27 protein-coding genes and 1 riboswitch are annotated in these 24,944 nt (G+C 59.9%); of the genes, 23 read left to right on the plus strand and 4 right to left on the minus strand.

Annotated elements, in window-relative coordinates:
• Positions 1 to 20 precede the first annotated feature (20 nt).
• The 3 genes from lpcA to ACTG27_RS02045 all read left to right on the plus strand — a co-directional run bounded on the left by lpcA (position 21) and on the right by ACTG27_RS02045 (position 2,200).
• Positions 21 to 599: a D-sedoheptulose 7-phosphate isomerase gene (gene lpcA, locus ACTG27_RS02035; RefSeq protein ID WP_005334485.1), complete on the plus strand. Its 579-nt coding sequence runs from the start codon at positions 21 to 23 to the stop codon at positions 597 to 599.
• 164 nt (positions 600 to 763) lie between these two features.
• Complete coding sequence (locus tag ACTG27_RS02040; RefSeq protein ID WP_019446544.1) at positions 764 to 1,573, plus strand: class II glutamine amidotransferase; 810 nt, start codon at positions 764 to 766, stop codon at positions 1,571 to 1,573.
• A 291-nt stretch (positions 1,574 to 1,864) separates the two neighbouring features.
• A complete protein-coding gene (locus ACTG27_RS02045; RefSeq protein ID WP_005353511.1) occupies positions 1,865 to 2,200 on the plus strand; it encodes an Hpt domain-containing protein in 336 nt (111 codons plus the stop codon).
• A 39-nt stretch (positions 2,201 to 2,239) separates the two neighbouring features.
• Here ACTG27_RS02045 and ACTG27_RS02050 read toward each other — a convergent pair whose 3' ends face one another.
• On the minus strand, positions 2,240 to 3,154 hold the full coding sequence (locus tag ACTG27_RS02050; protein ID WP_005334480.1) for a gluconeogenesis factor YvcK family protein: 915 nt from the start codon (positions 3,152 to 3,154) through the stop codon (positions 2,240 to 2,242).
• 113 nt (positions 3,155 to 3,267) lie between these two features.
• On the opposite strand from ACTG27_RS02050, the gene ACTG27_RS02055 reads away from it, so the two are divergent.
• Together ACTG27_RS02055 and ACTG27_RS02060 are read left to right on the plus strand one after the other, a co-directional pair.
• Positions 3,268 to 4,452 (plus strand): FIST signal transduction protein, encoded by a 1,185-nt coding sequence (locus ACTG27_RS02055; protein WP_323894847.1) that lies wholly within the window; start codon positions 3,268 to 3,270, stop codon positions 4,450 to 4,452.
• Positions 4,453 to 4,483: 31 nt separating this feature from the next.
• Positions 4,484 to 6,580, plus strand: a complete 2,097-nt coding sequence (locus ACTG27_RS02060; protein WP_245131249.1) for a hybrid sensor histidine kinase/response regulator — start codon at positions 4,484 to 4,486, stop codon at positions 6,578 to 6,580.
• Positions 6,581 to 6,828: 248 nt separating this feature from the next.
• Here ACTG27_RS02060 and ACTG27_RS02065 read toward each other — a convergent pair whose 3' ends face one another.
• The 3 genes from ACTG27_RS02065 to narQ form a co-directional block, all read right to left on the minus strand.
• Positions 6,829 to 7,404 (minus strand): LON peptidase substrate-binding domain-containing protein, encoded by a 576-nt coding sequence (locus ACTG27_RS02065; RefSeq protein WP_005334473.1) that lies wholly within the window; start codon positions 7,402 to 7,404, stop codon positions 6,829 to 6,831.
• A 103-nt stretch (positions 7,405 to 7,507) separates the two neighbouring features.
• Complete coding sequence (narL, locus tag ACTG27_RS02070) at positions 7,508 to 8,146, minus strand: two-component system response regulator NarL (RefSeq protein ID WP_005334471.1); 639 nt, start codon at positions 8,144 to 8,146, stop codon at positions 7,508 to 7,510.
• Positions 8,146 to 9,858, minus strand: a complete 1,713-nt coding sequence (gene narQ / locus ACTG27_RS02075) for a nitrate/nitrite two-component system sensor histidine kinase NarQ (RefSeq protein ID WP_439978991.1) — start codon at positions 9,856 to 9,858, stop codon at positions 8,146 to 8,148. The genes narL and narQ overlap by 1 nt, the downstream gene beginning before the upstream one ends.
• 78 nt (positions 9,859 to 9,936) lie before the next feature.
• A riboswitch (molybdenum cofactor riboswitch) is annotated at positions 9,937 to 10,077 on the plus strand.
• Between narQ and moaA the strand changes: the two genes are divergently transcribed.
• From moaA to ACTG27_RS02165, 18 genes are all read left to right on the plus strand, one after another.
• Positions 10,065 to 11,060: a GTP 3',8-cyclase MoaA gene (gene moaA, locus ACTG27_RS02080; RefSeq protein WP_158109458.1), complete on the plus strand. Its 996-nt coding sequence runs from the start codon at positions 10,065 to 10,067 to the stop codon at positions 11,058 to 11,060. Its footprint overlaps the riboswitch before it by 13 nt.
• A 240-nt stretch (positions 11,061 to 11,300) precedes the next feature.
• Positions 11,301 to 11,843, plus strand: a complete 543-nt coding sequence (gene napF / locus ACTG27_RS02085) for a ferredoxin-type protein NapF (RefSeq protein WP_439978993.1) — start codon at positions 11,301 to 11,303, stop codon at positions 11,841 to 11,843.
• Positions 11,844 to 11,872: 29 nt separating this feature from the next.
• Positions 11,873 to 12,127: a chaperone NapD gene (locus ACTG27_RS02090; RefSeq protein ID WP_031227438.1), complete on the plus strand. Its 255-nt coding sequence runs from the start codon at positions 11,873 to 11,875 to the stop codon at positions 12,125 to 12,127.
• Positions 12,128 to 12,228: 101 nt separating this feature from the next.
• Positions 12,229 to 14,718 (plus strand): nitrate reductase catalytic subunit NapA, encoded by a 2,490-nt coding sequence (gene napA, locus ACTG27_RS02095; protein ID WP_439978994.1) that lies wholly within the window; start codon positions 12,229 to 12,231, stop codon positions 14,716 to 14,718.
• A gap of 16 nt (positions 14,719 to 14,734) precedes the next feature.
• Complete coding sequence (gene napG, locus ACTG27_RS02100) at positions 14,735 to 15,472, plus strand: ferredoxin-type protein NapG (protein ID WP_439978995.1); 738 nt, start codon at positions 14,735 to 14,737, stop codon at positions 15,470 to 15,472.
• The gene (gene napH, locus ACTG27_RS02105) at positions 15,469 to 16,344 is read left to right on the plus strand and encodes a quinol dehydrogenase ferredoxin subunit NapH (RefSeq protein ID WP_439978996.1); all 876 of its coding nucleotides are present in this window, start codon (positions 15,469 to 15,471) and stop codon (positions 16,342 to 16,344) included. Before napG ends, napH begins: the two co-directional genes overlap by 4 nt.
• Complete coding sequence (locus tag ACTG27_RS02110) at positions 16,344 to 16,799, plus strand: nitrate reductase cytochrome c-type subunit (protein WP_005334452.1); 456 nt, start codon at positions 16,344 to 16,346, stop codon at positions 16,797 to 16,799. The genes napH and ACTG27_RS02110 overlap by 1 nt, the downstream gene beginning before the upstream one ends.
• An 11-nt stretch (positions 16,800 to 16,810) precedes the next feature.
• Complete coding sequence (locus ACTG27_RS02115) at positions 16,811 to 17,401, plus strand: cytochrome c3 family protein (RefSeq protein ID WP_005353459.1); 591 nt, start codon at positions 16,811 to 16,813, stop codon at positions 17,399 to 17,401.
• A gap of 242 nt (positions 17,402 to 17,643) precedes the next feature.
• Positions 17,644 to 18,150 (plus strand): molybdenum cofactor biosynthesis protein B, encoded by a 507-nt coding sequence (gene moaB, locus ACTG27_RS02120; protein ID WP_429061404.1) that lies wholly within the window; start codon positions 17,644 to 17,646, stop codon positions 18,148 to 18,150.
• A gap of 9 nt (positions 18,151 to 18,159) precedes the next feature.
• Positions 18,160 to 18,678, plus strand: a complete 519-nt coding sequence (gene moaC / locus ACTG27_RS02125) for a cyclic pyranopterin monophosphate synthase MoaC (RefSeq protein ID WP_439978997.1) — start codon at positions 18,160 to 18,162, stop codon at positions 18,676 to 18,678.
• 2 nt (positions 18,679 to 18,680) lie between these two features.
• A complete protein-coding gene (moaD, locus tag ACTG27_RS02130; protein WP_040065190.1) occupies positions 18,681 to 18,926 on the plus strand; it encodes a molybdopterin synthase sulfur carrier subunit in 246 nt (81 codons plus the stop codon).
• Positions 18,927 to 18,928: 2 nt separating this feature from the next.
• Entirely contained in the window at positions 18,929 to 19,402 is a 474-nt protein-coding gene (moaE, locus tag ACTG27_RS02135) for a molybdopterin synthase catalytic subunit MoaE (protein WP_064340972.1), read from the plus strand.
• Between the two features lie 87 nt (positions 19,403 to 19,489).
• Entirely contained in the window at positions 19,490 to 20,218 is a 729-nt protein-coding gene (gene modA / locus ACTG27_RS02140; protein ID WP_421255011.1) for a molybdate ABC transporter substrate-binding protein, read from the plus strand.
• A 111-nt stretch (positions 20,219 to 20,329) separates the two neighbouring features.
• Entirely contained in the window at positions 20,330 to 21,010 is a 681-nt protein-coding gene (gene modB / locus ACTG27_RS02145; RefSeq protein ID WP_439978998.1) for a molybdate ABC transporter permease subunit, read from the plus strand.
• Entirely contained in the window at positions 21,007 to 22,107 is a 1,101-nt protein-coding gene (gene modC, locus ACTG27_RS02150; RefSeq protein WP_439979000.1) for a molybdenum ABC transporter ATP-binding protein, read from the plus strand. Before modB ends, modC begins: the two co-directional genes overlap by 4 nt.
• A gap of 91 nt (positions 22,108 to 22,198) precedes the next feature.
• Positions 22,199 to 22,975, plus strand: a complete 777-nt coding sequence (locus ACTG27_RS02155) for an alpha/beta fold hydrolase (RefSeq protein WP_439979001.1) — start codon at positions 22,199 to 22,201, stop codon at positions 22,973 to 22,975.
• 105 nt (positions 22,976 to 23,080) lie between these two features.
• Complete coding sequence (gene parM / locus ACTG27_RS02160; protein WP_103252105.1) at positions 23,081 to 24,124, plus strand: plasmid segregation protein ParM domain-containing protein; 1,044 nt, start codon at positions 23,081 to 23,083, stop codon at positions 24,122 to 24,124.
• Entirely contained in the window at positions 24,117 to 24,875 is a 759-nt protein-coding gene (locus ACTG27_RS02165; RefSeq protein ID WP_233267145.1) for a hypothetical protein, read from the plus strand. The genes parM and ACTG27_RS02165 overlap by 8 nt, the downstream gene beginning before the upstream one ends.
• The last annotated feature ends 69 nt before the right edge of the window (positions 24,876 to 24,944 follow it).

The raw sequence follows: 24,944 nt of genomic DNA on the forward strand, positions 1-24,944 counted from the left end.
AAAACAGTGGAAGAGACATCATGTACCAAGAATTGATCCGCAATGAACTGACCGAAGCTGCCAGCGTGCTGCAGGCCTTCCTGGCTGATGAGCAGAACCTGAAAAACATCGAAGCGGCCGCCAAACTGCTGGCTGACTCTTTCAAAGAAGAGGGCAAGGTGCTCTCTTGTGGCAACGGTGGCTCCCACTGTGACGCCATGCACTTCGCCGAAGAGCTGACCGGTCGTTACCGCGAGAACCGCCCGGGTTATGCCGGTATCGCCATCTCCGATCCGAGCCACCTCTCCTGCGTCTCCAACGACTTTGGCTATGACTATGTCTTCTCCCGCTACGTAGAAGCGGTCGGCCGCCGTGGCGACGTGCTGCTTGGTATCTCCACCAGCGGCAACTCCGGCAATATCCTGAAAGCCATCGAGGCAGCCCGCGCCAAAGGGATGAAAGTGATCGCCCTGACCGGCAAGGATGGCGGCAAGATGGCGGGTCTGGCGGATGTCGAGATCCGGGTTCCGCACTTTGGCTATGCCGACCGTATTCAGGAAGTGCACATCAAGGTGATCCACATCCTGATCCAGCTGGTCGAAAAAGAGATGGCCAAGTAATCAGGCCATAACTACCAGATAAGGGCTGCGCCGGTAGCATGGTTCGCCATCTGCCGGTTGTTGCCAGTCACAGGGGAAGGGATAGCGCCTTCCCCTGTTGTCTGTCGAACCAGCGTGCTGGTCGAACATGACACAAGCCAAATCATGAAAGGAGTCTGCCGGATATGTGCGAACTGCTCGGCATGAGTGCCAATGTGCCGACCGATATCTGCTTCAGCTTTACCGGGTTGATGCTGCGCGGCGGCAAGACCGGGCCCCACAAGGATGGCTGGGGGATCACCTTCTACGAGGGGAAGGGCTTTCGCACCTTCAAGGATCCCGAGCCCAGCGCCCAATCTCCCATCGCCAGACTGGTACAGGCGCTGCCCATCAAGAGCTGCGCCGTGGTCAGCCACATTCGGCAGGCCAACCGTGGCTGCGTGTCACTGGAAAATACTCACCCCTTTACCCGTGAGCTGTGGGGTCGTTACTGGACCTTCGCCCACAACGGTCAGCTGACCGGCTACAAGAAGCTGCCCACCGGCCGCCACCGGCCGGTGGGGGATACCGACAGCGAACACGCCTTCTGCTGGCTGCTCGATCGGCTGGAGCAAAAATATCCCAAGCGTCCGGCCAACTTTCCCGCCATGTTTCGCTATCTCGCTACCCTGTGTGACGAGCTCAGAGCGTTCGGAGTGTTCAACATGCTGCTCTCGGACGGGGAGTATGTGATGAGCTACTGCAGCAACAACCTGCACTGGCTGACCCGCTGTGCGCCCTTTGGCGAGGCGAGCCTGCTGGATGAGGAGGTGGTGATCGACTTTCAAAGCGAGACCACCCCCAACGATGTGGTGACCCTGATCACCACCCGTCCGCTGACCGGCAATGAGAATTGGGTCAAAATGGCGCCCGGTGAATTCAATCTGTTTCGCATGGGGGAGCGGGTGGCGACCAACCAGGTCGCGCTTGAGCAAGATAAAAAAATACCAGGGTAGATACCTACCCTGGTTCTTCGCAGCAGCCATAAAAGGCAAAAGGGATGAGAGGTGTTGCTGAGCATCATCACTCTGACGGCATTGAGTGTTGATCAATTGTTAATTTGTGGCAATCAAGTTGTTGTCTTTAGGGGCGTTTGAGCATCGCTATTTCGATACTGATCACATTTTTTGCCACTTTATTCCCTGAGCCATCCAATCGGGTGCTTCATCACTGCCTGGTCGTGAGCCACGACATCGAAAACTATCTATAGTATGGTCTGTTTGAATACCGTTCTGGAGGAGCCTCGCATGGAGTGGGTGGATCGCAAGGTGTTGCAGCAGCTGGCAGAGGATATCGGTCCGGATATGCTGCCCGTTGTCATCGCAGTCTTTATTGAAGAGGTGGGCGAGCAGCTGAGTCAGCTCAGACCCCTCTATGAGCAGGGGGAGTGGGAGGCGCTGGCTCGGGTGGCGCACAGCATGAAATCATCCTGTGGCAGCTATGGCGCCATGCCGAGCTATCAGCAGGTGATGGCGCTGGAGATGGCCAGCAAGCAGGCCGATGTGGCCGAGGCAGAGCGCCAATTGCAACTGCTGGAGGCCTCCTTGCCCCAGGTGCTCGCGTTTCTTGCCGATTATCAGTAACGGCGCCATGCAGGGATGCCGGGGCGCCGTGACCGTAGCCTAACGCTGGTTGAGCAGTTGCTGGATGATCCGGTCCAGCGCCAGTTTCAGCTTCAACCGATCGTGCCGATGGGGCAGCTCAAGCTCGCCCAGCTCGGCTTCGATCACTCGCCCTTGCCAGTCCCCCGCATCACCCGCGCCTTGTGGGGCCAGGATGGCATCCAGCCGACCCTGACCGACCCGGGATTCCAGCCAGCGACATTGACTCATCAGATCCAGCTGACTGGCAGGGCCGTTTTCCGCCACCAGATTGCAGACGAAAACCAGCATGGCGCTGCTCTCGTTGATGGCCTGGGCGATCTCGGCCAGCAGCAATGGCGGCATGATGGAGGTGAGGAAACTGCCCGGCCCCAGAATGATCATGTCCGCCTGCTGCAGTGCCAGCACCGCTTCCCGGGTCGCTTGCACCTCCGGCATCAGGCCGAGGGAGAGGGGCGGTGTTGCCAGTTGATCGATGGATACCTCTCCCAGGATCTGGGTGCCACACTCCATATGGGCGCAGAGATCGGTGGGAAATTCAGACATGGGTAGCAATTGTGACTCGATTTTGAGCATGTCACTGATCAGCTTGATAGCATCAAGAGGACGGACACAGAGATTATCGAGCGCCAGCAGCATCAGGTTGCCAAGGTTGTGACCCGCCAGCTCGCCTTTGCCGGCGAAGCGGTATTCGAACAACAGGCTGCCGATACTGGGATCAGTCACCAGCTGGTTCAGGCAGTTGCGCAGATCGCCCCAGGCGATGCACTCCTGACTCTTGCGCAGGCGTCCGGTCGAGCCGCCATCATCTGTGGTGGTGACGATGCCGGTGAGCCGTTGACCGAGAAACGAGAGGGACGAAAGCACTCGTCCCATGCCGTGGCCACCACCGATGGCAACGACCCGATCGAAGTCATTGATGTTTTTTTGCCACATATGGGCGTCCTGTCATTGGTCTCAGTTGACCGCTATGTTAGCAAGCGAAGCGAGATAATTGTTTGATAAAGGTATGATTTTTGCTTGAGGCTGCCATTCGATAAAACAAGGAGATGGTGTTGAAATTTCTGACCGTTCACTCCCTCGCCCAGAATTCATCGCTGGCGGCCCAAGATATCTGCGCGCAGCTGCGCCACCATGCCGATCAGGCCCCCTCCCTGCTGTTACTCTATTTTACCCAAGCCCATGAGGGGGCGATACTGCGCGACGCGCTCAAACGCCAGTTCCCGACGACCCGCCTGCTTGGGTGCAGCTCTTGCGGTGGTGTCATGACCGAGATGGGACACCACGCCCGAGACGGATATGGGCTGGCCGTTGCTGCTCTGTACGATGAGAAAGGGGCATTCGGGGTAGCCGGTGCCAGCGGTGATGGGGTGGATGTGCGGCAGTTGCTGCGCCGAGCCATGAGCGACTGTGGTCGGCCGGGCGAGCTGCCCCAGCTGATCCTGTTTCATGCCAGTCCCGGCAAGGAAGAGGGGCTGCTGGCCGGTATCGAGGCCGAACTCGGTGCCTCGGTGCCGGTGGTCGGTGGATCCGCGGCTGATAGCAGCGTCAGCGGTGACTGGCAGCTCTGCTGGGATGAGGCGGTGGCTCAGGATGGCATCGGTCTGGCGGTGCTCTATCCCGATTGTCAGCTGGCCTTTCAGTTTCACTCCGGTTATGTGCCTGCCGAATTCAGCGGCGAGATCACCGCCTGCAACGGGCGGGAGGTACTCACCATCGATCACCAGCCTGCCGCCGAGGTCTATGCCCGCTGGTGCGGGCGCGTGCAGCCCTGGCCGGTGGGGGCGATTTTGCGGGAGACCACGCTCACCCCGCTGGCCCGTCAGGTGGGAGCGCTGGATGGTATTCCTTACTACAAACTTTCTCATCCTGAAGCTGTGACCGAACAGGGCGGGCTGCGGCTCTTTACCGATGTGGTGCAAGGGGAGCGTCTGCTGTTGATGTACAGCAGTCAGGAAGGGTTGTTGCAGCGCAGCCTCAATGCCATGCGCGTCGAGCCAGGGTATGGGGTCGACGTGGAATTGCAGCCTATCGGCGCGCTCATCATCTTTTGTGCTGGTTGTCGTTTGGCGCTAGGTGATATGTTGTGCCAATTTGTCGAGCAGAGCCAGGCTCGCCTCGGCAAGATCCCCTTTATCACCCCCTTTACATTCGGCGAGCAGGGGCGGCTGCCCAACGGCGAGCTGGCCCACGGCAACCTGATGGTATCGAGCGTGATTTTCCTGACCCGTTGAGTCGGCAGAACATAACAGAGCAGGCAACAAGATGATTGGCAACAGTGAACTGGAAGCCCTCGGCGACAAATTGCAGACCACGCTGGTCGACCTTATGCGTTGCCGCGAGCGCGAGGCCAAGTATCGTCACGAGTCTCAGACTCTGCTGGGGGGCGTTGCCACCCTCGCCGATGCCAAGACGCTGGAGCAGGTGCTGGAGAGCCTTATCCAGGTGCTCAAACCCTTTATCGGCTTTGATCACGCGGATGTAGTGGCCTGGGAAGGGGAGCAGGGGAGTACCCACCTCAGTACCGAGCCGATGCTATCAGCCCGCAGTTGGCGCATGACCCCGGCATTTGCCCGCGCCATCTCGGGTGAAACCCTGGTGATTTACGATCCAGCCCAGCTCCCTGAGCTTGCGCCGCTGGCGAGTGAGCCGGGCTGGGCCAGCGTGATGCTGACCGGGCTGCAGGCCCCCGGTTTTACCGCCACCCTCATCTGCCGCCACGCTCGGGCGGGCACCTTCGATCTCACCAGCAAGGCCGCCATGGAGCGTTGCCGTCCGCTTATCGCCCAGGCGCTGGTCAACATCACCTATCGGGCCCGCTTGCAGGAGCAGGTCGCGGTAAAAACCGAGGCGCTGCAGGCCAGCGAACGCCGTTTTCGCAGCTTCGCCGCCATGGCTTCGGACTGGTTTTGGGAGACAGATGCCGAGCATCGCCTCAGTTATGCCTCAGAGCCGGGTTATCTGGATGAGATGACCCCGCAGGCGACCCGGCCGACCCTCTATGACTACGTCTGCAACAAGCAGAGCTGCGATGCCCAGAAATACCTGCAGCTTTTGGAGCTGCGCCAGCCGGTGCGAGGGGTGCGGATGCAGGTTGCGCTGCAACACGGCCCCTGCTGGATGGAGGTGAGCGCCGAGCCCTGCTTTGACCATGATGGCCTGTTTATTGGTTATCGCGGCACTGCCCGGGATATCAGCAACCAGATCCGTAGGGAAGAGGAGCTGGCGCGGGCACGGGATGAGGCCGAAGCGGCCAACCGTGCCAAGTCCCAGTTTCTGGCCATGATGACCCACGAGATCCGTTCGCCCATGAATGCGGTGTTGGGGATGCTCGATCTGGTGCAGCATGCCGAGCTGGCGCCGGAGCAACAGAGCCTGCTGCGCCATGCCACCCACTCGGCCAGATTGCTGCAAACCATCATCGACGACGTGCTCGATTTTTCGAAAATCGAGTCGCAAACCTTGGTGTTTCACTGCGAGACCCTGCAACCCGTCCAGCTTTGCCAATCTCTGGTCGAGCCGCTGCAAGCTCGCGCGACAGCCAAGGGGATCGCGCTGGTTTATCGGGTCGATGAGTCGGTCCCCCGGGAGTTGCAGGGGGATCCGATGCGTTTGTCACAGGTGATGGGCAATCTGCTGGACAACGCCCTCAAATTTACCGAGCAGGGGCAGGTAACACTGCACCTGGGTTGGCAGGATGAGAAGCTGCTGATCTCGGTCTCCGACACCGGGATCGGTATCGCTGATGCGGATCAGGCGCTGCTGTTTGAACCCTTCTCCCAGGTCGACAACTCGGCCACCCGGCGTTTTTCCGGTACCGGCCTCGGTCTTGCCATCAGCAAGCGTCTGGTGACGCTTATGGGGGGAGAGATCCACCTGAAGAGCGAGCCGGGCAAGGGAAGCTGTTTCTGGTTCGAACTGCCTGGCATGGCGTTGCCTTGCCATAGCCAGCCGCAGCGGGAGGAGGGGGCTTCGGCACTGTTGCCACTGGATGTGCTGGTGGTGGAGGACAGCCCGGTGAACCAGTTGGTGGTGTCGCTGATGCTGCAAAAACTGGTGGGCAAGGTACGGTTGGCTGCCAATGGTCTGGAGGCGCTGGCGCAGGTGGATGAGCAGCTCCCGGATCTGATCCTGATGGATATGCGGATGCCCCTGATGGACGGACTGGAAGCTACTCGCCGGTTGCGGGAGTTGGGATGCACCATGCCAATCGTCGCCCTGACGGCCAATGCGATGGCGGAGGACAAGGCGTGCTGTCTGGCGCAGGGGATGGATGACTTTCTCGCCAAGCCCATCACCTTGTCACGGCTGAGAGAGTGTTTGCAGCGTCACTTTGGTCAGCGGTTGCCGACGCGCGGATAAAAAAAATGGTCAACTTTGTGGGTTGACCAGTTCTTCAGCAAATACTGAAGAGAGCACGGGATAAATCGGGTTGTATCAATCTATATGAAAAATCTGTGCCAACTTTTTCAGACTCTTTTGTGTTCAATTTTGGCCGTTTAGCGCAGCGGCTCTCTCTTGTTATGGCGTTCTGCGTTCCTACTCACTCGCAAAATGCGAATTTCACATTTTCATTGTTGGAATAATTGCATTTTGCAACGCTGTTTTTGTCATTGTGAAATCAGGCGATGCAGGAATTTACGGGCTGCTTCGCTGTTTTGTTTGGCAATCAGCATCTGCTTTTCATAAATCGGCATCGGCAATATCTCGAGCCAGCGTTGGCAGAGCCAGGCGGCATCTTCAAAGCGCTTGTCCGGATAGAGCTCATCAAGCTCCGGATACTGCTCGAATACTTCCCGCAGGCGATTGACCAGCAGCTTGTCGTTGAAATCTGAGTGGGTGCTCGGCCAGTTGGGCAGCATCTCCACCTTGGCCCGGCGCAGGCCCATCTCGTCTGTTTCCATCTCGTGGATACAGAAGCGCTCCAGTCCCAGCACCGTCACCCCCAGCAGGCCATCATTGAGGGTGTAGAAGTCGGTCACCTTGACCCGGGTGCCCACCGGCAGAATGCGGCCGGATTGTCCCGAGGTGGTCGACTCTTCCATCACGATGCCAAAGCCTTGATCGTTGATGAATGACTCCTTGAGCATCTGCAGGTGGCGTGGCTCGAACAGACGCAGAGGAAGCTTGCCGCCCGGCAGTATGTGTGAAGGCAAGGGGAACAGTGCCAAAGGTTGTAGTTTCATGTTCCATCCTCCATTGAGTAGTTGCTGAATATGACAATGCAGCGACTGTGCCAGAGAATGAAAAAAGCCACCGGAGGGTGGCTTTTCGGGCGGTTGAGGGCGCTTAGTTGCGCTGCTCCAGATACATGACAGCCGCTTCCACGCGGCTTTGCGCCTCGAGTTTCTTCAGCAGGCTCTTCACGTGAACCTTGACCGTTCCCTCGGAGATATGGAGCACCGAGGCGACCTGTTTGTTGGAGAGGCCTTTTGCAATTTCGCGCAGGATTTGCATTTCGCGACGCGTTAAGCTTTCCAGCTTCTGCTGCAGGTGATCCAGCTCGTAGATGTTTTCGAGATAGGGGCGCAGCGGCTCGCTCAGGATCTGCTTGCCGGTCATCACGTCGGCCAGCTGGGCCAGCAGCAGATCAGGCTCGGTATCCTTGAGCAGGTAGCCGTCGGCACCGGCCTTGAGCAAAGCCACCACATCCTGACGGGCATCGGAGACGGTGAGGATCACCACCCGGGAGGTGATCTCTTCGGCCCGCAGCGCCTTGAGGGTATCGAGGCCGGAGAGCCCCTTCATGTTGAGGTCGAGCAGGATCAGATCCGGCTCGGACTCTTTGGCCAATGCCACGGCATCTGTGCCGTTGGAGGCTTCACCGGTCACCTCCATGTTCTCTTCCAGAGCCAGCAACTGCACAATCCCTTTGCGCATGAGGGGATGGTCATCTACGACCAGAACTGTGTATTTCATCTCGTCCATCAGGCGTCTCTCGCTAGACTGGTGGGAAAGGTCAGATGCACGCAGGTGCCTTGTGGTTGCTGCTCGTTGATGGTCAGCAGACCGTGCAGTTTGCTGGCGCGCTCGTTCATGATGCTCAACCCGTAATGGTTGATCGCCGAGCTGGCGAGTCCGATCCCGACACCGTCATCTGAAATCTGAACCTCAATGTTACCACTGGCGAGGGTCTCACAGCTAACATCAATCACTTGCGCGTTGGCATGTTTGATGGCATTGAGCACTGCCTCACGGATCAACTGCAAAATGTGGATATGCTGGCCCGCCTCCAGGTCGTTGTCGGCCAGTCCGTAATGGAACCGGATTTCGGCCTGGGTCTGAGGTTGCAGTTGATCAAGCATGACGCGGATCGCTTCCCCCAGATTGGCATCGCCAATGGTGAGACGGAAGGTACCGAGCAGTTCGCGCAACTGGGTATAGGCATTGCTAAGCCCCTCGTCGATCTGCTGCATCGCCTCCTGCGCCTTGTCATGCAGCCCCTTGGCGTAAGAGCGCTTGAGCAGGGTGGACTGGATCTTGAGATAAGAGAGGGCCTGCGCCAGCGAGTCGTGCAGCTCGCGGGCGATCACCGCCCGCTCCTCCATCAACAGCAGTCGCTGCTGTTGCAGCAGGGTCTGGTCTTTGTGCAGCACCTGAGCCAGCAGCATGGTGAAGTTTTTAATCAACCGCTCATCGATGGGGTGTTGGCTGATGATGTCGAGGCGGCCGAACTCCTGCTCATCCATCTGCAGATAAAAGCTGGCGACCGCATCGAGATCGCCGGGCCAGCCGGTGCGCCCCGAGATGTAGACCGGCATGGCATTGTGCTCGAAGCGGGTCAGCCGGATATGGTCGATATGCTGGTGGGCGGCGGCGCGGTCCAGCAGTTTGATGAGGGTACGGGTACTGAGCGGGGCGGCGTGCAGCTTCTGGGCGGTCGAGTAGAGAAACGAGAGGGTGTCGTTGGCCTGTTGCAGCTTGGCAGTTTTCTCTTCCACCTTGTTTTCCAGCTCCCGATAGAGCTTGCCCAGCTCGTCGGCCATGGTGACGAAGGCGCGTGACAGTTCCCCCAGCTCGTTTTCGCCGTGGGCGGGCAGCTTAAGATCGAAATCCTGCCGCTGGATCTGGCGGGCGCAGTAGACCAGCTGGTTGAGGGGGGCGACCACCTGCTGACGGGTGAAGCGCACCGTGAACCAGGCGATGGTGATGATGGCCAGCAGGCCGAGCCCCTCCGCCAGTGCCAGCATCCGCACCTTGAATTCCACGTGGTACTGCATCTGATTGACGAAATTGTCGATGGCCGCCACAAACTGCTCGGTGTTATCGGTGTACCGTCTGGGGGTGCGATCCTCGATGTGCTGGCGCATCATCTGCCACTGGCCGAGCACCTCGCCATAGGTGCGACGCAGGGAGGCAGGAGTGATCCAGCGCTGGGTCTCCTGCAGCTCTTCGGCGTGCAGGGTCTCTTCAAACTGGGAGAGGCGCCCCAGCACGCTGTCGCCCCGCTCGATTTCGTAGGCCATCCGGTAGGCCTGCATCCGCAGCGAACCGGAGAGGTTGATCGCCTTGGCATCGGGTACCGAGTAGAAGAGGGTGACCATGGCGACCAACGCGATCAGGCTGGCCATGAAGAGGATCAACACCATGGCGCGCCCGATGGCACTGCTGACCGAATGGACCCTGAACCGTTTTCCCATACTGATGCGCACCTCTGAATAGTGATAAGGACCCCGCAAGATGCGTGGGAGTGTACTCCAACTTGTGTTAGCATCGAAAAACTAGATGAACTCCGAGCGGTTTTGCCTAAGTCCTAGCGATAGGGGGAAACCAGCCGTCAGCCGACGTTCGAGCTGTAAGGGTCAGGAAAGAAATGCCCTGGCCTCCCGTATTTGGAAAGGTGTTTATGTTGCCACTTGAAGATGGTTTTTCCCGTCGTTTTTACTATTTGCGTCTGTCAGTGACCGATGTGTGCAATTTCCGTTGCACCTATTGCCTGCCTGACGGTTATCGCCCCCCCGAAGGTCACAAAGCGGGGCGTCAACCCTTTCTCTCCATTGACGAGATCCGCCGCGTGGTCAGCGGTTTTGCCGCCATGGGTACCCGCAAGGTGCGCATCACGGGGGGCGAGCCCTCCCTGCGCCGCGATTTCACCGAGATCGTCAAGGTGATTGCCACCACCCCGGGCATCGAGAAAGTCGCCATGACCACCAACGGCTATCGCCTCAAGGAGCGGGCTCAGGAGTGGTTTGATGCCGGACTCAATGCGCTGAATGTCAGTGTCGACAGTCTCGACCCGCGCCAGTTTCATCAGATCACCGGTGAGAACAAGCTGGCCGAGGTGATGGAGGGGATCGAAGCTGCACTGGCCGCCGGTTTCAAATCGGTGAAGATCAATGCTGTGCTGCTCAAGGGGCTCAACGACTACCAGCTCGATGCCTTTCTGGGCTGGATCAGGCACAAGCCCATCGAGCTGCGCTTTATCGAGCTGATGCAGACCGGCGAGATGGATACCCTGTTTCGTGACCACCATGTCAGCGGGGAGCAGATCAAACAGCGCTTGCTGGAGAGTGGCTGGGTGCAGCAGTTGCGGGGCACGGATGACGGTCCGGCGCAGGTATTCATGCATCCGGAATCGCAGGGTGGAGTGGGGCTCATCATGCCCTACAGCAAGGATTTCTGTGCCGGTTGCAACCGGCTGCGGGTCTCCTCGCTGGGGAAGCTGCATCTGTGCCTGTTTGGCGACAACGGCATCGACCTGCGGGATCTGCTCGGCGCAGATGGGCAATCTGATGAGCTGCAACAGCGCATTCGCGCGGCACTGGCGGGCAAGAGTGCCACCCATCGTCTCCATGAGGGCAATGCCGGCATCACCCCTCATCTCGCCTCGATCGGCGGATAACCGCAAAAAAATCGCCAACGATTAAATAGCAATCCTCACATGGAGGTATTTTAACCGATACCTCCATTTTTATTGCGCTGCAAGGCTTTGATCTGGCGCAAGAATCCCCCCTGTTTATCTCCCTGGTGGTATATCCCTTACCTTGTCAGGGCCGCAATATACACCCACTCTTATAATTGGTATCAAGAATGCCAATCATGGACTCGCACTGTCCCCTTCTTCACCAGAACAGGAGTCAACATGCCGGATGAGATCGATCTTGCCCGCCGCGGCCTGTTCCGGGGGCGGCTGAGAACCGCCGAACCGCCGGTGCAGTTGCCCTGGTCAGTCAACTGGTCGGCATTTGTCGCCGACTGTACCCGCTGCGGGGACTGTCTGGCCGCCTGTCCGGAGCAGATCCTGGTGAATGGCGAGGGCGGTTTTCCGGTGGTCGATTTCCAGCGTGGCGAGTGCACCTTCTGCACCGGGTGCGTCACGGTCTGCAAGGTGCCGCTGTTTCGCCCGACCAGCGAGTCTCCCTGGCACTACAAGGCCCATATCGAAGCCAACTGTCTGGCCAATGGTCAGGTGTTCTGCCAGCGCTGTCAGGACAGCTGTGAGCCCAATGCCATTCGTTTTATTCCGGTGCTGGGGCGTGTGCCTACCCCGACGGTCGAGCCGGATCGCTGTAATGGCTGCGGCGCCTGTGTGCAGGATTGTCCGGTTGGCAGCATCAAAGTCGACGGGCGAGCCGCCCCATCCGGTGGTGCGAGCCAGCCCACCCTCAAGCAGGAGTCAGAATGAGTCAGAAGCCGTGTGACACAGAATCCACAATGGATCAGGAGTTCCATGTATCGAGTCTGGTGGTGCTGACCCAGCCCCCATTGCGCCATCAGCTCGCCGAGCAGATTGGCGCCCTTGAAGGGGCCGAGATCCACGCCGTCAGTGACGAGGGCAAGCTGGTCGTGACCCTGGAAGGTCCGAGCCAGCGGCCGATCATGGCGGCCATTGATGCGATACAGGCGATGCCGGGCGTGCTCTCTGCCGCCCTGATTTACCACCAGTTCGATGAACTGGGCGGTCACTGAAAAGAGTGATGGGATGCCGGGCGTGCCCTCCGCCGCTGATGGCTGGCTCCCGTTCGACAGATTCGACAACTATTACGCGATAAGCAATGTGAGGATATGCCATGAAGCTGAGTCGACGCGACTTTATGAAGGCCAACGCGGTGGCAGCTGCCGCTGCCGTGGCCGGTGTCAGTGCCCCCACGCTGGCAGCCAATCTCATCACCAGTACCGACAAGACTGCCATCCATTGGGATAAGGCTCCCTGCCGCTTCTGCGGTACCGGCTGCTCCGTGCTGGTGGGCTCTCAGGATGGTCGGGTTGTAGCGACTCAGGGCGACCCCGATGCACCGGTCAACCGTGGCCTCAACTGCATCAAGGGTTACTTCCTCTCCAAGATCATGTACGGCCAGGATCGCCTGACCCAGCCGATGCTGCGGATGAAGAACGGCCAGTTCGACAAGGATGGCGACTTCGCCCCCATCAGCTGGGATCAGGCGTTCGACATCATGGCCGAGAAGTTCAAGGCGACCCTGAAAGAGAAGGGGCCGACCGCTGTCGGCATGTTCGGCTCCGGCCAGTGGACCGTCTGGGAAGGTTACGCCGCCGCCAAGCTGATGAAGGCCGGTTTCCGCTCCAACAACATCGACCCCAATGCCCGTCACTGCATGGCCTCCGCGGTCGTCGGCTTTATGCGTACCTTCGGCATGGACGAACCGATGGGCTGTTACGACGATATCGAACAGGCCGATGCGTTCGTGCTGTGGGGATCCAACATGGCCGAGATGCACCCCATCCTCTGGTCGCGGATGTCCGATCGTCGTCTCTCCAACCCGGATGTGCAGGTGCACGTGCTCTCCACTTTCGAGCACCGCAGCTTCGAGCTGGCGGACAACGGCATGGTGTTTACCCCGCAGACCGATCTGGCGATCCTCAACTATGTCGCCAACTACATCATCCAGAACGACAAGGTGAACTGGGACTTCGTCAACAAGCACACAGTGTTCAAGAAGGGGGTCACCGATATCGGTTACGGCCTGCGCCCGACCGATCCGCTGCAGCAGAAAGCGAAGAACCCGGACAGCGGCGATGCCACTCCGATGACCTTCGAAGAGTTTGCCAAGTTTGTGGCCGACTACGATGTGGAGTCTGTCTCCAAGCTCTCCGGCGTCTCCAAAGAGAAGCTGGAAAAACTGGCCAAGCTCTATGCCGATCCGAGCAAGAAGGTGGTCTCTTACTGGACCATGGGTTTCAACCAGCATACTCGCGGTGTCTGGGCCAACAACCTCTGCTACAACATCCACCTGCTCACCGGCAAGATCTCCGAGCCGGGCTCTGGCCCCTTCTCCCTGACTGGCCAGCCTTCTGCGTGCGGTACCGCGCGGGAAGTGGGCACCTTTGCCCACCGTCTGCCAGCCGACATGGTGGTGACCGATCCCAAGCATCGCGCCATCGCCGAGCAGATCTGGAAGCTGCCGGAAGGCACCATTCCGGAGCAGGTGGGTTACCACGCCGTGCTGCAGGATCGCATGCTCAAAGATGGCAAGCTCAATGCCTACTGGGTGATGTGCAACAACAACATGCAGGCCGGTCCCAACATGAATACCGATCGTCTGCCTGGCTATCGCGACCCGCGCAACTTCATTGTGGTCTCTGACCCGTACCCGACTGTTACCGCCCAGGCCGCTGACCTCATCCTGCCCACCGCCATGTGGGTGGAGAAAGAGGGAGCCTACGGCAACGCCGAGCGCCGTACCCAGTTCTGGCACCAGCAGGTGAAAGCGCCGGAAGGGGCCAAGTCCGACCTGTGGCAGCTGATGGAGTTCTCCAAGCGCTTCAAGGTTGAGGAAGTGTGGCCGGCAGAGCTGATTGCCAAGATGCCGGAAGTGAAGGGCAAAACCCTGTTCGACGTGCTCTATGCCAACGGTCAGGTCAACCAGTTCCCGAAAGAGCAGAGCAAAGGTCTGCTGAACGACGAGGCCGAGCACTTCGGGTTCTACGTCCAGAAAGGGTTGTTCGAAGAGTACGCCACCTTCGGTCGCGGTCACGGCCACGATCTGGCGCCGTTCGATCAGTACCACGAAGCGCGCGGTCTGCGCTGGCCGGTGGTAGATGGCAAAGAGACCCTGTGGCGCTACCGTGAAGGGTTCGACCCCTATGTGAAAGCGGGTGAGGGGGTGCGTTTTTATGGCAAGCCAGATGGCAAGGCGGTCATATTCGCCCTGCCGTTTGAGCCCGCCGCTGAGTCGCCCGATAAAGAGTACGACCTGTGGCTCTCTACCGGTCGCGTGCTGGAACACTGGCACACCGGCACCATGACCCGTCGGGTGCCCGAGCTTTATCGCGCCTTCCCGGATGCGGTGCTCTTCATGCACCCGGACGATGCCAAGGCTCGCGGCGTGCGCCGTGGTGAAGAGGTGATCGTCTCCTCCCGCCGTGGCGAGGTGAAGACCCGTGTCGAGACCCGTGGTCGCAACCGTCCGCCGAAAGGACTGGTCTTCATGCCCTTCTTTGATGCGAGCCAGCTGGTCAACAAGCTGACCCTGGACGCCACAGATCCGCTCTCGAAAGAGACCGATTACAAGAAGTGCGCCGTCAAGGTGATGAAGGCTTAAGGCGGGGGAGTACGAGATGAGTCGTAGTCGTCGCCAGTTTCTGGCCGACATGGCCAAGGGGGCCTGCGGTGTGGGCCTGCTTGGCGTGGGGCTCGGTGGCGTGGCCCGCCAGCAGGCGCAAGCTGTGCCTGCCCAAGCGCTGCGTCCGCCCGCCGCCCTCGATGAAACAGAGTTCCTCAGCGCCTGCGTGCGTTGCGGGCTCTGCGTTGAGGCCTGCCCCTACGACACCCTCAAGCTCGCCCGGTTGTTTGACCCTGTGACCACTGGTACCCCTTATTTCAAGGCGCGTGCCGTGCCCTGCGAGATGTGTGATGACATCCCTTGCGTGGTGGCCTGTCCGAGCGGGGCGCTGGATCAGCAGATGACCGACATCGATCAGGCCCGGATGGGGGTGGCAGTGCTCATCGATCACGAGAACTGTCTCAACTATCTGGGGCTGCGCTGCGATGTCTGTTATCGGGTCTGCCCGTTGATTGACAAGGCGATCACTCTTGAGCTGCAGCATAACCAGCGTACCGGCAAGCACGCCATGTTCCTGCCCACGGTACACAGCGATATCTGTACCGGCTGTGGCAAGTGTGAGCATGCCTGCGTGCTGGAGGAAGCGGCCATCAAGGTGGTGCCACGCCAGCTTGCCAAAGGTGAGCTGGGTCATCACTACAGGCTCGGCTGGGAAGAGAAGGCCAAGGCGGGGAACAAGTCGCTCATCGGCGACAGGCTCACCCTGCCCACCCGCAAACCGGAGGGGTTATGAGTCGTTATCCGGGGGAAGAGGCTCGCATCAAGCTGGGGTGGTGGCGTTCCCACCGTTTCCTGCTGCTGCGTCGGCTGAGTCAGTTCAGCGTGCTCGGGCTGTTTTTGCTGGGGCCGCTGGCGGGCATCTGGATCCTCAAGGGCAACCTCTCCAGCTCGCTGTTGCTGGAGACGGTGCCGCTGACCGATCCCCTCACGCTGTTGCAGTCGCTGGCGGCGGGCCACTGGCCCATCACCACCCTCTGGCTGGGTGCTGCCATTGTGCTGGCCGGTTACTGGCTGGTCGGGGGGCGGGTGTTCTGCTCCTGGGTCTGTCCGGTCAACCTCATCACGGATGCCGCAGCCTGGCTCAGGGGGCGCCTTGGCCTCAAGGGCAACGGCCAGTTCAGCCGTACGACCCGCTACTGGCTGCTGGCCATGGCGCTGGTGGTGCCTGCGGTGGTCGGGGTGATGGCGTGGGAGCTGGTCAATCCGGTGTCGCTCGCCATGCGCGGTCTGCTGTTTGGCATGGGCGCGGGTTGGGCCCTGCTGGTGGCGCTGTTCCTGTTCGATCTTTTCGTGGTTGAGCGGGGCTGGTGCGGTCATCTCTGTCCGGTGGGGACCTTCTATGCCCTGGTCAACCGGGTCGGGTTTATCAAGATTTCTGCCAAGGGGCGCGAGCGGTGCAACAACTGCATGGATTGTTATGCGGTCTGCCCGGAGCGTCCCATCCTGCGCGGGCCTGTTCACGGTGCCAAGCGCGGTCACGGGCCCTTGATTGCGGCTCAGGAGTGTACCAACTGTGGCCGCTGCATCGATGTCTGCGCGGAACAAGTTTTTGAAATCACTGTAGGTTTTGCCGTCAAGGCAGAAAAAACGTCGGAGAACAAATAATGAAAAAGCTGATTGGAGCAATGCTGGCCTGCCTGATGGCGGGATCCTTGATGGCAGCGGCCCCCGAGATCACCAACAGTACCGGTGGCCTCAAGTCCGAGCGTGGCGCCACCGATCTGGTGACTGATGCCACCGCCGCACCCCTGAAAAACTTCCGCAAGGATGGCGCGCCCTACGATCGCCAGTACATGCATCAGCCGCCGCTGATCCCCCACGACATTCGTAACTACGAGGTGGATACCAAGGTCAACAAGTGCCTGGCTTGCCACAGCTTCAAGAATGCCAGTGCCATGAAGGCCCCCAAGATCAGTCCGACTCACTTCGAGACCCGCGACGGCCTGACCCTGGGTGAAGTGTCGCCGCGTCGCTACTTCTGCCTGCAGTGCCATGTACCGCAAGCGGATGCCAAGCCGCTGGTGGAAAATACCTTTAAACCGGTTGAAGCGCTGAACTGAGGAATCCATAGATGAAATTACCCGGCTTTATCCAGCGTCTGTGGACCACCTTCAAGTCACCATCGAAGGCGGCTCTCTGGGTCATCCTGCTGATGGGCTTCTTCGGTGGCGTGATTTTCTGGGGGGGCTTCAACACCGCCATGGAAGCATCCAACACCGAGGCCTTCTGCACCAGCTGTCACGAGATGAAGGACAACGTGTTCGAGGAGTATCGCGATACCATCCACTACGCCAACCGCTCCGGCGTGCGGGCCAGCTGCCCGGATTGCCACGTACCGCACGAGTGGACCTACAAGATCATCCGCAAGGTGCAGGCTTCCAAGGAGCTGTGGGGCATGATCACCGGCAAGGTGGATACCCGCGAGAAGTTCGAGTCGCACCGACGCGAGATGGCGGAGCGGGAGTGGCAGCGGATGAAAGAGACCGATTCGCGCGAGTGCCGCAACTGCCACAACTTCGAGTACATGGACTTCTCCCTGCAGGGGCAGCGTGCCGCCAAGATGCACTCTACCAATCTGGCCAGTGGTGAAAGTACCTGCATCGACTGTCACAAGGGGATAGCTCACCAGCTGCCCGACATGACCGGGGTGAAAGGATTCTGATCCTGCGACGACAGGCCGGGTTTACCCGGCCTGCGTTTTGTTCATATATGGGACAAGCATCAGATTTGTGTGTCTTTTAAATCCCATATCTCGTGAAACCTTTGATAGAATCAGCCCGCCGTCACACGCTTGAGCAAGTTGGTCACCCCTGTCTGCGTCCGTTTTTGTGCTCTGACAGCTGGCCTCTCATACCCCTTCTCTTCCTGCCTCGTTGACGGCCCATAGCCACAAGGAGCTGCCCGATGGGACAGAAACACAACGCATTTATTCCCCTCAAGATCGCCGTGCTGACGGTCTCCGACAGTCGCACTGCCGCCGATGACAGCTCGGGTGACTATCTGGTCTCGGCCCTTGCTGACGCGGGCCATCAGCTGGCCGATCGGGCGCTCTGCCCGGACAACCTGTTTCGCATTCGAGCCCAGGTGAGCGAGTGGATCGCCGATGAAGGGGTGCAGGTGGTGCTGATCAACGGCGGTACCGGCTTCAATGAACAGAACCGGGTACCGGAAGCGGTCGGTGTGCTGTTCGAGCGCACCGTACAGGGTTTTGGCGAGATGTTCCGTCAGCTCTCTTTTGCCGAGATTAAAGGCTCCGCCATGCAGAGCCGTGCACTGGCGGGACTCGCCAATCGCACCCTGATCTGCTGTCTGCCCGGCTCCACCGGCGCCTGTCAGCTGGGTTGGGAGCAACTGATCCGCGATCAGCTCGATGCCCGCACCAAGCCGTGCAACTTTGTCTCCCACCTCTGAGAGCAAGTGATGAACCAGACCGATCCCAAGCAGACCCAGCCCAACCTGACGCATCTGAACCAGAGCGGCGAAGCCCATATGGTGGATGTGACCGACAAGCAGGTGACCGAGCGCGAAGCCCGTGCCGAAGCGTTTGTTGCCATGGCCCCCGAGACCCTGGCGCTGATCCTGAGCGGCCAGCACCACAAGGGGGACGTGTTCGCCACCGCCCGCATCGCCGGTATCATGGCCGCCAAGAAGACCTCCGATCTTATCCCGCTCTGTCATCCGCTGGCATTGACCAAGGTTGAGGTCGAGATAGTGCCGCTGCCCGAGCAGCAAAAGGTGCATATCCGCACCCTCTGCAAACTCTCCGGCAAGACCGGGGTGGAGATGGAGGCACTGACCGCCGCGTCGGTAGCGGCGCTGACCATCTACGACATGTGCAAGGCGGTACAAAAGGACATGGTGATCGAACAGGTGCGGCTGGTAGAGAAAAAGGGCGGCAAGTCCGGCCATTTTCAGCTGGGGTCAAATAGCGGGGAGTAAGCATGATCAAGGTACTGTTTTTTGCGCAAGTAAGAGAGCTGGTGGCCTGCGATGAGCTGAGCCTGCCGTGCGACTACGCCACTGCCGAACAACTGCGCTCGGCGCTCTGTGAACGCGGCGACAAGTGGGCGCTGGCGCTGGAAGCTGGCAAGCTGCTGGTGGCGGTCAACCAGACCCTGGTGCCCCTCGATACCCCCATCAACGATGGCGATGAGGTGGCCTTCTTCCCACCGGTGACCGGAGGTTAAGGATGAGCGAGGCAACCATGACCGATCGCATTCTGGTCCAGCGGGAGGATTTCTCGCTGGCGGACGAATATGCCCGCCTCGCCACCCGCCCCGACAGTGGCGCCATCGTCACTTTTGTTGGCAAGGTGCGCGACTTCAATCAGGGGGAGGAGGTGAAGGGGCTGGCCCTCGAGCACTACCCCGGTATGACCGAGAAGGCGCTGGCCGATATCGTGCAGGAGGCCCGCCGCCGCTGGCCGCTGCAGGAGTGTACCCTCATTCATCGTATCGGCGAGCTGTGGCTTGGCGATCAAATCGTGCTGGTGGCGGTGAGCAGTGCCCACCGCGACGCAGCCTTTGATGCCTGCCACTTCATCATGGATTTCTTGAAAACCCGGGCGCCGTTCTGGAAAAAAGAGCTGACCGCCGAGGGTGTGCAACGCTGGGTCGAGGCCAAGGAGAGCGACAACGCCGCCGCTGCCCGCTGGCAAGCCTGACCTGTTCATCACGAGGGGCGCAGGTTCAACTGGAACCACGGCCCCGCCAAGGGGCGCGGATGTGCGGGCCCCATCAGGAGAAAGGGAATGAAACCGCTGTTATCTGTTGTCATCGCCGGCGTCTGCGCCGCCACCTTGCATACCGGTGCCGTGCAGGCTGATGAAGTGAAGGTGGCTGTGGCTGCCAACTTCAAGGGCACCATAGAGCGTATTGGCAAGGAGTTTACCGCCAAGACCGGCCACACCCTGGCCATCTCGTCTGCCGCCACCGGAGTGCTCTACACCCAGATCAGTCACGGCGCGCCGTTCGATCTCTTCCTCTCCGCCGATGCGGCGACCCCCGAGAAGCTGGAAAAAGAGGGCAAGGGGAGCGATCGCTTCACCTACGCCATCGGCCAGCTGGGGCTGTGGAAGAAAGGGGGGCCGGCCCCTGACGAGGCGACCCTGCGCAGATGGAAAGGCAACCTCGCCATCGCCAATGCCCGTACCGCCCCCTATGGTGCTGCCGCCATGGCGACCCTCACCCATCTCAAAATCGATCCCAAGCAGTACCGGTTGCTTACCGGCGCCAACATCGGCCAGACCTGGCAATTTGTCGACACCGGCAATGCCGAGCTGGGCTTTGTCGCCTGGGCCAATCTGGTTGAGGCGGGCAAGACTGGTGAAGCCTGGGCAGTGCCTGCGAGCTTCTATCCCCCCATCGAGCAGCAGGGGCTGGTATTGAAGAAAGGCGCCGCGGTCGAGGCGCTGGTGGCCTGGCTCAAGGGGCCGGGTCAGGCGCAGATCAAGGCTGCAGGTTATGCCCTGCCCCAATAAGTGGATGGGCCTGATGCGATACCCTGAGTGGTCGGCCTTCGGGTCGGCCACTCTTTGCAATAAGGATGGATACCATGCTGTTGGGGGCATTTATCAACCGGGAGGTCGGCAATGAGTGAAGGGGACCTGCTGGCGGTCTGGCTCACCCTGAAGCTTGCGGCCTGCACCACAGCGATTTTGCTGTTGCTGGCACCGCCGCTGGCCTGGTGGCTGTCGCGCAGCCAGCACCGGCTCAGACCCTTGGTAGAAGCCCTGGTGGCGTTGCCGCTGGTGCTGCCGCCAACTGTGCTCGGTTTCTATCTGCTGCTGGCCTTTTCCCCCTCCTACGGATTGGGTGCCTGGTGGCGCGACACCTTCGGGGCGCCGCTGGCGTTCAGCTTTACTGGCCTGCTGCTCGCCTCCATCCTCTACTCGCTTCCCTTCGTGGTGCAGCCGCTCACCTCCGCCTTCGTCAACATGGGCAACAAGGAGCTGGAAGCTGCTGCGACCCTGGGGCTTGGCCCGCTGGAGCGCTTCTTCCACATCATCTTGCCGATGACCCTGCCCAGCTTCGTGATGGCGGCGGCCCTCGGCTTTGCCCACACCCTGGGGGAGTTCGGTGTGGTGCTGATGATTGGCGGCAATATCCCCGGTGAAACCCAGGTGCTCTCCATCGCCCTGTTTGATCATGTGGAGGCGATGGATTACCGACAAGCCCACTATCTGGCGGGCGGCCTGATGGCCTTCTCGCTGGTGATGCTGGTGCTGGTCTATGGCGTGTTGCAGCGCAGACAGCGGAGAGTGTTCGGATGAACCAGCCAGCTACTATTCCGCCAGTGAACGTGCCGCCCCGCCATGCCCTGAACCTCCATGCCCGGCGTGAGTTTGGCCCCTTTACCCTCGATTGCGCACTGGCCCTCGAACTGGGTGGGATCCTCGGCCTGTTCGGCCCCTCCGGCTGCGGCAAGAGCACACTGCTGCGCATCATCGCCGGGCTCGATCGCCAAAACGGGGATCGCTTATGGTGGCGCGAGCGGGAGTGCGCAGCTCTGCTGCCCGAAGCGCGCCGGATCGGGCTGGTGTTTCAGGACTCGCGCCTCTTCCCCCATCTGACGGTGCTCGGCAATCTGCAACTGGCGGCCCGCAAGGGGCGAGGGCGCTGGCAGCCCGAGGCGCTGGCGGCGCGACTCGGTTTTGCCGATCTGCTGGGGCAGCCTGCCCATGCCCTCTCTGGCGGTCAACGCCAGCGGGTAGCGCTGGGGCGGGCGCTGCTGGCCGAGCCTGATCTGCTGTTGCTCGATGAGCCTTTTTCGGCACTTGATCGGCGCAGCCGCATCCATCAGGCCCATGTGCTCAAGGGCTTGCAGCAGGAGAGCGGTATCCCGATGATCTTCGTCAGCCACGCCATGGAGGAGGTGAGCCTGCTCTGCGATCAGCTGGTGTTGCTGGAAGGTGGCAGGGTGGAGGCGCAAGGTAGGCCGAGCGAGATTTTCGCCCGCACCGATCTCTCGCTCGCCAGCCGTGACGATGCCGGGGTGATGCTGAATGCCACCTTGGCCCACTATGATGACGGCGAGCAGATGGCGACCCTGCAACTCGGTGAGCAGCAGCTGCGGGTCACCATGACCCATGTTCCGGACGAGAGCGGCCCCTTGCAGATCAAGGTGGCGGGGCGCGATGTGGTGATCGCTACCGCCCCCATCGAGCACTCCAGTCTCTCCAACTGTCTCGTCACCCGTCTGCTGGCGGTGCGCGAGGTACGTCCCGGCCAGACCCTGTTGCAGTTGGCGCTGGGTGAGCAGATACTGCTGGCCCGGATCACCAGCCGCTCCGCCAGGCGGCTGGCGCTGGCGCCGGAGCAGCAGATCTACGCTTACATCAAGGCGGTGAGTCTGGTCAGCGAAGGCTGATTGGGCGCCGTGCTGATAACGTGGCAGGATGGCCACGGGCAATATAACAACGAGAGATGGTTCAGGTGATGAGTCGAGAGGCAATACACTGATGCGCAGCAATCAGGTGATGAAATTCAACGGTCTTGCCCTGCGCAGCGCGGGGGAGGGCCCCTTGCTGTTGCTGCTGCACGGGCTGGGCTCCTCCAGCCTCGACTGGCAGGCGCAGATCGAACGGTTTTCCGAACACTACCGGGTGGTGGCGCTGGACTTGCGCGGCCACGGCCAGAGCATGCAGGAGGGGCCGTTCGATGTGGCGACCCTGGCAGCCGATGTGGTGAACTGGCTCGATGCACAGCCAGAACCCGCCTGGGTCGTGGGATTGTCGCTGGGGGCCATGGTCGCGCTGGAGCTGGCGCTGCAACTGCCCCACAAGGTGCAGGGGCTGGTGCTGGTCAACGGTTTTAGCGAGTTTCTGCTGGAAACACCCAAAGAGCAGGAGCGTTACGCCCAGCGCCTCAAGTGGCTGCGCTGGTTTGGCATGCGTCCGCTCGCCTGGTGGCTGGGACGCGAGCTCTTCCCGGGCCCGGATCTGGCACAGGTGCGCCACACCTTCCGGCTGCGTTTCGTGCGCAATAAAAAGAAAACCTACAAGGCGCTGCTGGAGGCGTTACCCGGCTGGTCGGTACGGGCCCGGCTCGGCGCTATCTGGCAGCCGGTGGCCATCATTTCCTCCAGTCACGACTACCTGCCGCTGGCGAAACGGGTAGAGCAGTTTGCCGCCCTTCCCAACGCCACCATCCACACCCCCAATGGCCACCACGCCTGGCCCGCGGAAGATCCTTCCGGATTTAATCATTTGCTTCACCGGATTTTAGAAACCCATTAAACTTGTCGCCCTTTTACCCCGTGTATGTATTGGTTCGATCGCCTTGCCAAAGGCATAAGGCAAGGCAATCGGACCCATTTCTGATCTATTAACAGGTGTTTCCTCATGTCTGAAGTAATGAAAATGGCCATCGATGATGGCTCGACCAACGTCAAGGTGAGCTGGATTGAGAACAAGGTGCTCAAGACCATCATCTCTCCCAACTCCTTTCGCAAGGATTGGAAGAGCGCCGCATTGCGTAAAGACAAAAAGATCTACAACTACGAGATAGGCAACACCAAATACACCTACGACGCGACCTCCGACAAGTCTCTGGCCACCACCCATGTGGAGTACCAGTATGACGATCTCAACCTGCTCTCCGTGCATCATGCCCTTTTGCAGACAGGTGTAACGCCGTGCGATGTCGCCATCACCGTAACCCTGCCCATCACCGAGTTTTACAACCCGGACGATTGCCAGCGTAACGAAGAGAAGATCGAGAAGAAACGCCGCAACCTGATGCGCCCGATCACCCTTAACAAGGGCGAGCTGTTCAATATCGTCAGTGTCGAAGTGATGCCGGAGAGTCTGCCTGCTGCGCTCTCCCGTCTGATTGGTTCAGGCTGCAACGAGTTCACCAAGACTCTGGTGATCGACTGTGGCGGCACCACTCTGGATATGGGGATCATCGTCGGTGAGTTTGATGATGTCTCCGATGTCTACGGTAACAACGAGATCGGTGTCTCCATGGTGACCGATGCTACCCGCAAGGCGCTAGCCGCAGCAGACAGCGATTCCAGCTATCTGGTGGCCAACGAATTTATCAAGCGTCGTCACGACATGAGCTTTGTACGCGATGTGGTCAACGATGAGAGCCAGATCCCCAAGATCCTCGAGAAGATGCAAAACAAGATCGACGAGCTGGGCACTCAGGTTGCACATGAAGCGAAGAAGTTTGCCAAGAACCCGAATCGTGTCTATCTGGTCGGTGGCGGCGCATCTCTGATTTATGACGCGATCAAGGCGGCCTATCCTACCCTGGGTGACCGTGTCGAGCTGCTGGACGATGCTCAGTCCGCGCTGGCTCGTGAAATCTGCCTCTACACCACGGAAGAGGATGAAGTTTATCGCGAAGCGCCTGTGATGGCCGAGGTTGACGATGAGTAGTCAACTCAAGCGCATGACCTTCTCCATTTACATGGATCCGGGTGCGCTGGAGTCTGATCGCTATGCGGTCGGGGTATTGCAGAACTGGTATCAACGGGCGCGAAAGATCCAGGAGGGCACCGAGGAGTTTGATTTCTCCAAGAGCCGTTTCCACAAGGATATCTACCTCTCGGGCATGTTCATGTACGTGCTGGCGCCCAACCTCTGCAAAGCGATTGCCAATGCGCTGGGGCCGGAGCAGGTGAGCATGACGACCCTGCGTCATGCCTTTGCCAGCTGTGGTTTCAATCTGGGTGAGGTCGCTGGCGAGGCGCAGCCTGCCGCAGATGTGATGATTGACGAGATTGTGGCCAGGCTCGCACCTCAGTTGGGGCAGAGTGATACCACATCCCTGGTGGACGAGATTGTCAGCCGGCTTGGCGAGCAGCAACCCGCCGAGATGTGGGATGAACTCAAACAGGGACTGCCTGCCGCGCTGGATCATGACCAACTGGCCGAAGCCATCGCTGGCAAGCTGCCATCAGCAGGGGCCGAGCAGGATCTGGCTCCCCTTGCCAGCAGTATCCAGCTGCTCTCTCGCCAACTGGAAGAGCAATCCCGGCTGATCCGCGAGCAGCACAGATTGATCCAGCGACTGGCCAGTGCCCCCGCTCGACAGAGTGCGGTTGGCACGGAGGCAGAGCCTTTGATCGAGGATCTCTCGAGTCAGGTGGCCAGTATGAAAAAGGTCAAAGCCAAGGGGATCTTCTGATCCCCGATACCGTTACTAAATCGGAATACAAAAGCCGAACCACAGGGTTCGGCTTTTTTGATCCCGTTT

It is taken from the genome of Aeromonas sp. 97A (genome assembly GCF_051919185.1).
Classification (GTDB): domain Bacteria; phylum Pseudomonadota; class Gammaproteobacteria; order Enterobacterales; family Aeromonadaceae; genus Aeromonas; species Aeromonas veronii.

What these genes read in the sequence shown, in the direction of transcription:
- ACTG27_RS02055 (WP_323894847.1), top strand. Translation starts at nt 3,268, where the DNA reads ATGGTGTTGAAATTTCTGACCGTTCACTCCCTCGCCCAGAATTCATCG.
- parM (WP_103252105.1), top strand. Translation starts at nt 23,081, where the DNA reads ATGTCTGAAGTAATGAAAATGGCCATCGATGATGGCTCGACCAACGTC.
- napH (WP_439978996.1), top strand. Translation starts at nt 15,469, where the DNA reads ATGAGTCGTTATCCGGGGGAAGAGGCTCGCATCAAGCTGGGGTGGTGG.
- ACTG27_RS02110 (WP_005334452.1), top strand. Translation starts at nt 16,344, where the DNA reads ATGAAAAAGCTGATTGGAGCAATGCTGGCCTGCCTGATGGCGGGATCC.
- moaE (WP_064340972.1), top strand. Translation starts at nt 18,929, where the DNA reads ATGAGCGAGGCAACCATGACCGATCGCATTCTGGTCCAGCGGGAGGAT.
- modC (WP_439979000.1), top strand. Translation starts at nt 21,007, where the DNA reads ATGAACCAGCCAGCTACTATTCCGCCAGTGAACGTGCCGCCCCGCCAT.
- narL (WP_005334471.1), bottom strand. Translation starts at nt 8,146, where the DNA reads ATGGACGAGATGAAATACACAGTTCTGGTCGTAGATGACCATCCCCTC.
- ACTG27_RS02045 (WP_005353511.1), top strand. Translation starts at nt 1,865, where the DNA reads ATGGAGTGGGTGGATCGCAAGGTGTTGCAGCAGCTGGCAGAGGATATC.
- narQ (WP_439978991.1), bottom strand. Translation starts at nt 9,858, where the DNA reads ATGGGAAAACGGTTCAGGGTCCATTCGGTCAGCAGTGCCATCGGGCGC.
- moaD (WP_040065190.1), top strand. Translation starts at nt 18,681, where the DNA reads ATGATCAAGGTACTGTTTTTTGCGCAAGTAAGAGAGCTGGTGGCCTGC.
- napG (WP_439978995.1), top strand. Translation starts at nt 14,735, where the DNA reads ATGAGTCGTAGTCGTCGCCAGTTTCTGGCCGACATGGCCAAGGGGGCC.
- modB (WP_439978998.1), top strand. Translation starts at nt 20,330, where the DNA reads ATGAGTGAAGGGGACCTGCTGGCGGTCTGGCTCACCCTGAAGCTTGCG.
- ACTG27_RS02165 (WP_233267145.1), top strand. Translation starts at nt 24,117, where the DNA reads ATGAGTAGTCAACTCAAGCGCATGACCTTCTCCATTTACATGGATCCG.
- ACTG27_RS02155 (WP_439979001.1), top strand. Translation starts at nt 22,199, where the DNA reads ATGCGCAGCAATCAGGTGATGAAATTCAACGGTCTTGCCCTGCGCAGC.
- moaB (WP_429061404.1), top strand. Translation starts at nt 17,644, where the DNA reads ATGGGACAGAAACACAACGCATTTATTCCCCTCAAGATCGCCGTGCTG.
- ACTG27_RS02060 (WP_245131249.1), top strand. Translation starts at nt 4,484, where the DNA reads ATGATTGGCAACAGTGAACTGGAAGCCCTCGGCGACAAATTGCAGACC.
- ACTG27_RS02040 (WP_019446544.1), top strand. Translation starts at nt 764, where the DNA reads ATGTGCGAACTGCTCGGCATGAGTGCCAATGTGCCGACCGATATCTGC.
- ACTG27_RS02090 (WP_031227438.1), top strand. Translation starts at nt 11,873, where the DNA reads ATGGATCAGGAGTTCCATGTATCGAGTCTGGTGGTGCTGACCCAGCCC.
- moaA (WP_158109458.1), top strand. Translation starts at nt 10,065, where the DNA reads ATGTTGCCACTTGAAGATGGTTTTTCCCGTCGTTTTTACTATTTGCGT.
- napF (WP_439978993.1), top strand. Translation starts at nt 11,301, where the DNA reads ATGCCGGATGAGATCGATCTTGCCCGCCGCGGCCTGTTCCGGGGGCGG.
- lpcA (WP_005334485.1), top strand. Translation starts at nt 21, where the DNA reads ATGTACCAAGAATTGATCCGCAATGAACTGACCGAAGCTGCCAGCGTG.
- modA (WP_421255011.1), top strand. Translation starts at nt 19,490, where the DNA reads ATGAAACCGCTGTTATCTGTTGTCATCGCCGGCGTCTGCGCCGCCACC.
- moaC (WP_439978997.1), top strand. Translation starts at nt 18,160, where the DNA reads ATGAACCAGACCGATCCCAAGCAGACCCAGCCCAACCTGACGCATCTG.
- ACTG27_RS02065 (WP_005334473.1), bottom strand. Translation starts at nt 7,404, where the DNA reads ATGAAACTACAACCTTTGGCACTGTTCCCCTTGCCTTCACACATACTG.
- ACTG27_RS02050 (WP_005334480.1), bottom strand. Translation starts at nt 3,154, where the DNA reads ATGTGGCAAAAAAACATCAATGACTTCGATCGGGTCGTTGCCATCGGT.
- napA (WP_439978994.1), top strand. Translation starts at nt 12,229, where the DNA reads ATGAAGCTGAGTCGACGCGACTTTATGAAGGCCAACGCGGTGGCAGCT.
- ACTG27_RS02115 (WP_005353459.1), top strand. Translation starts at nt 16,811, where the DNA reads ATGAAATTACCCGGCTTTATCCAGCGTCTGTGGACCACCTTCAAGTCA.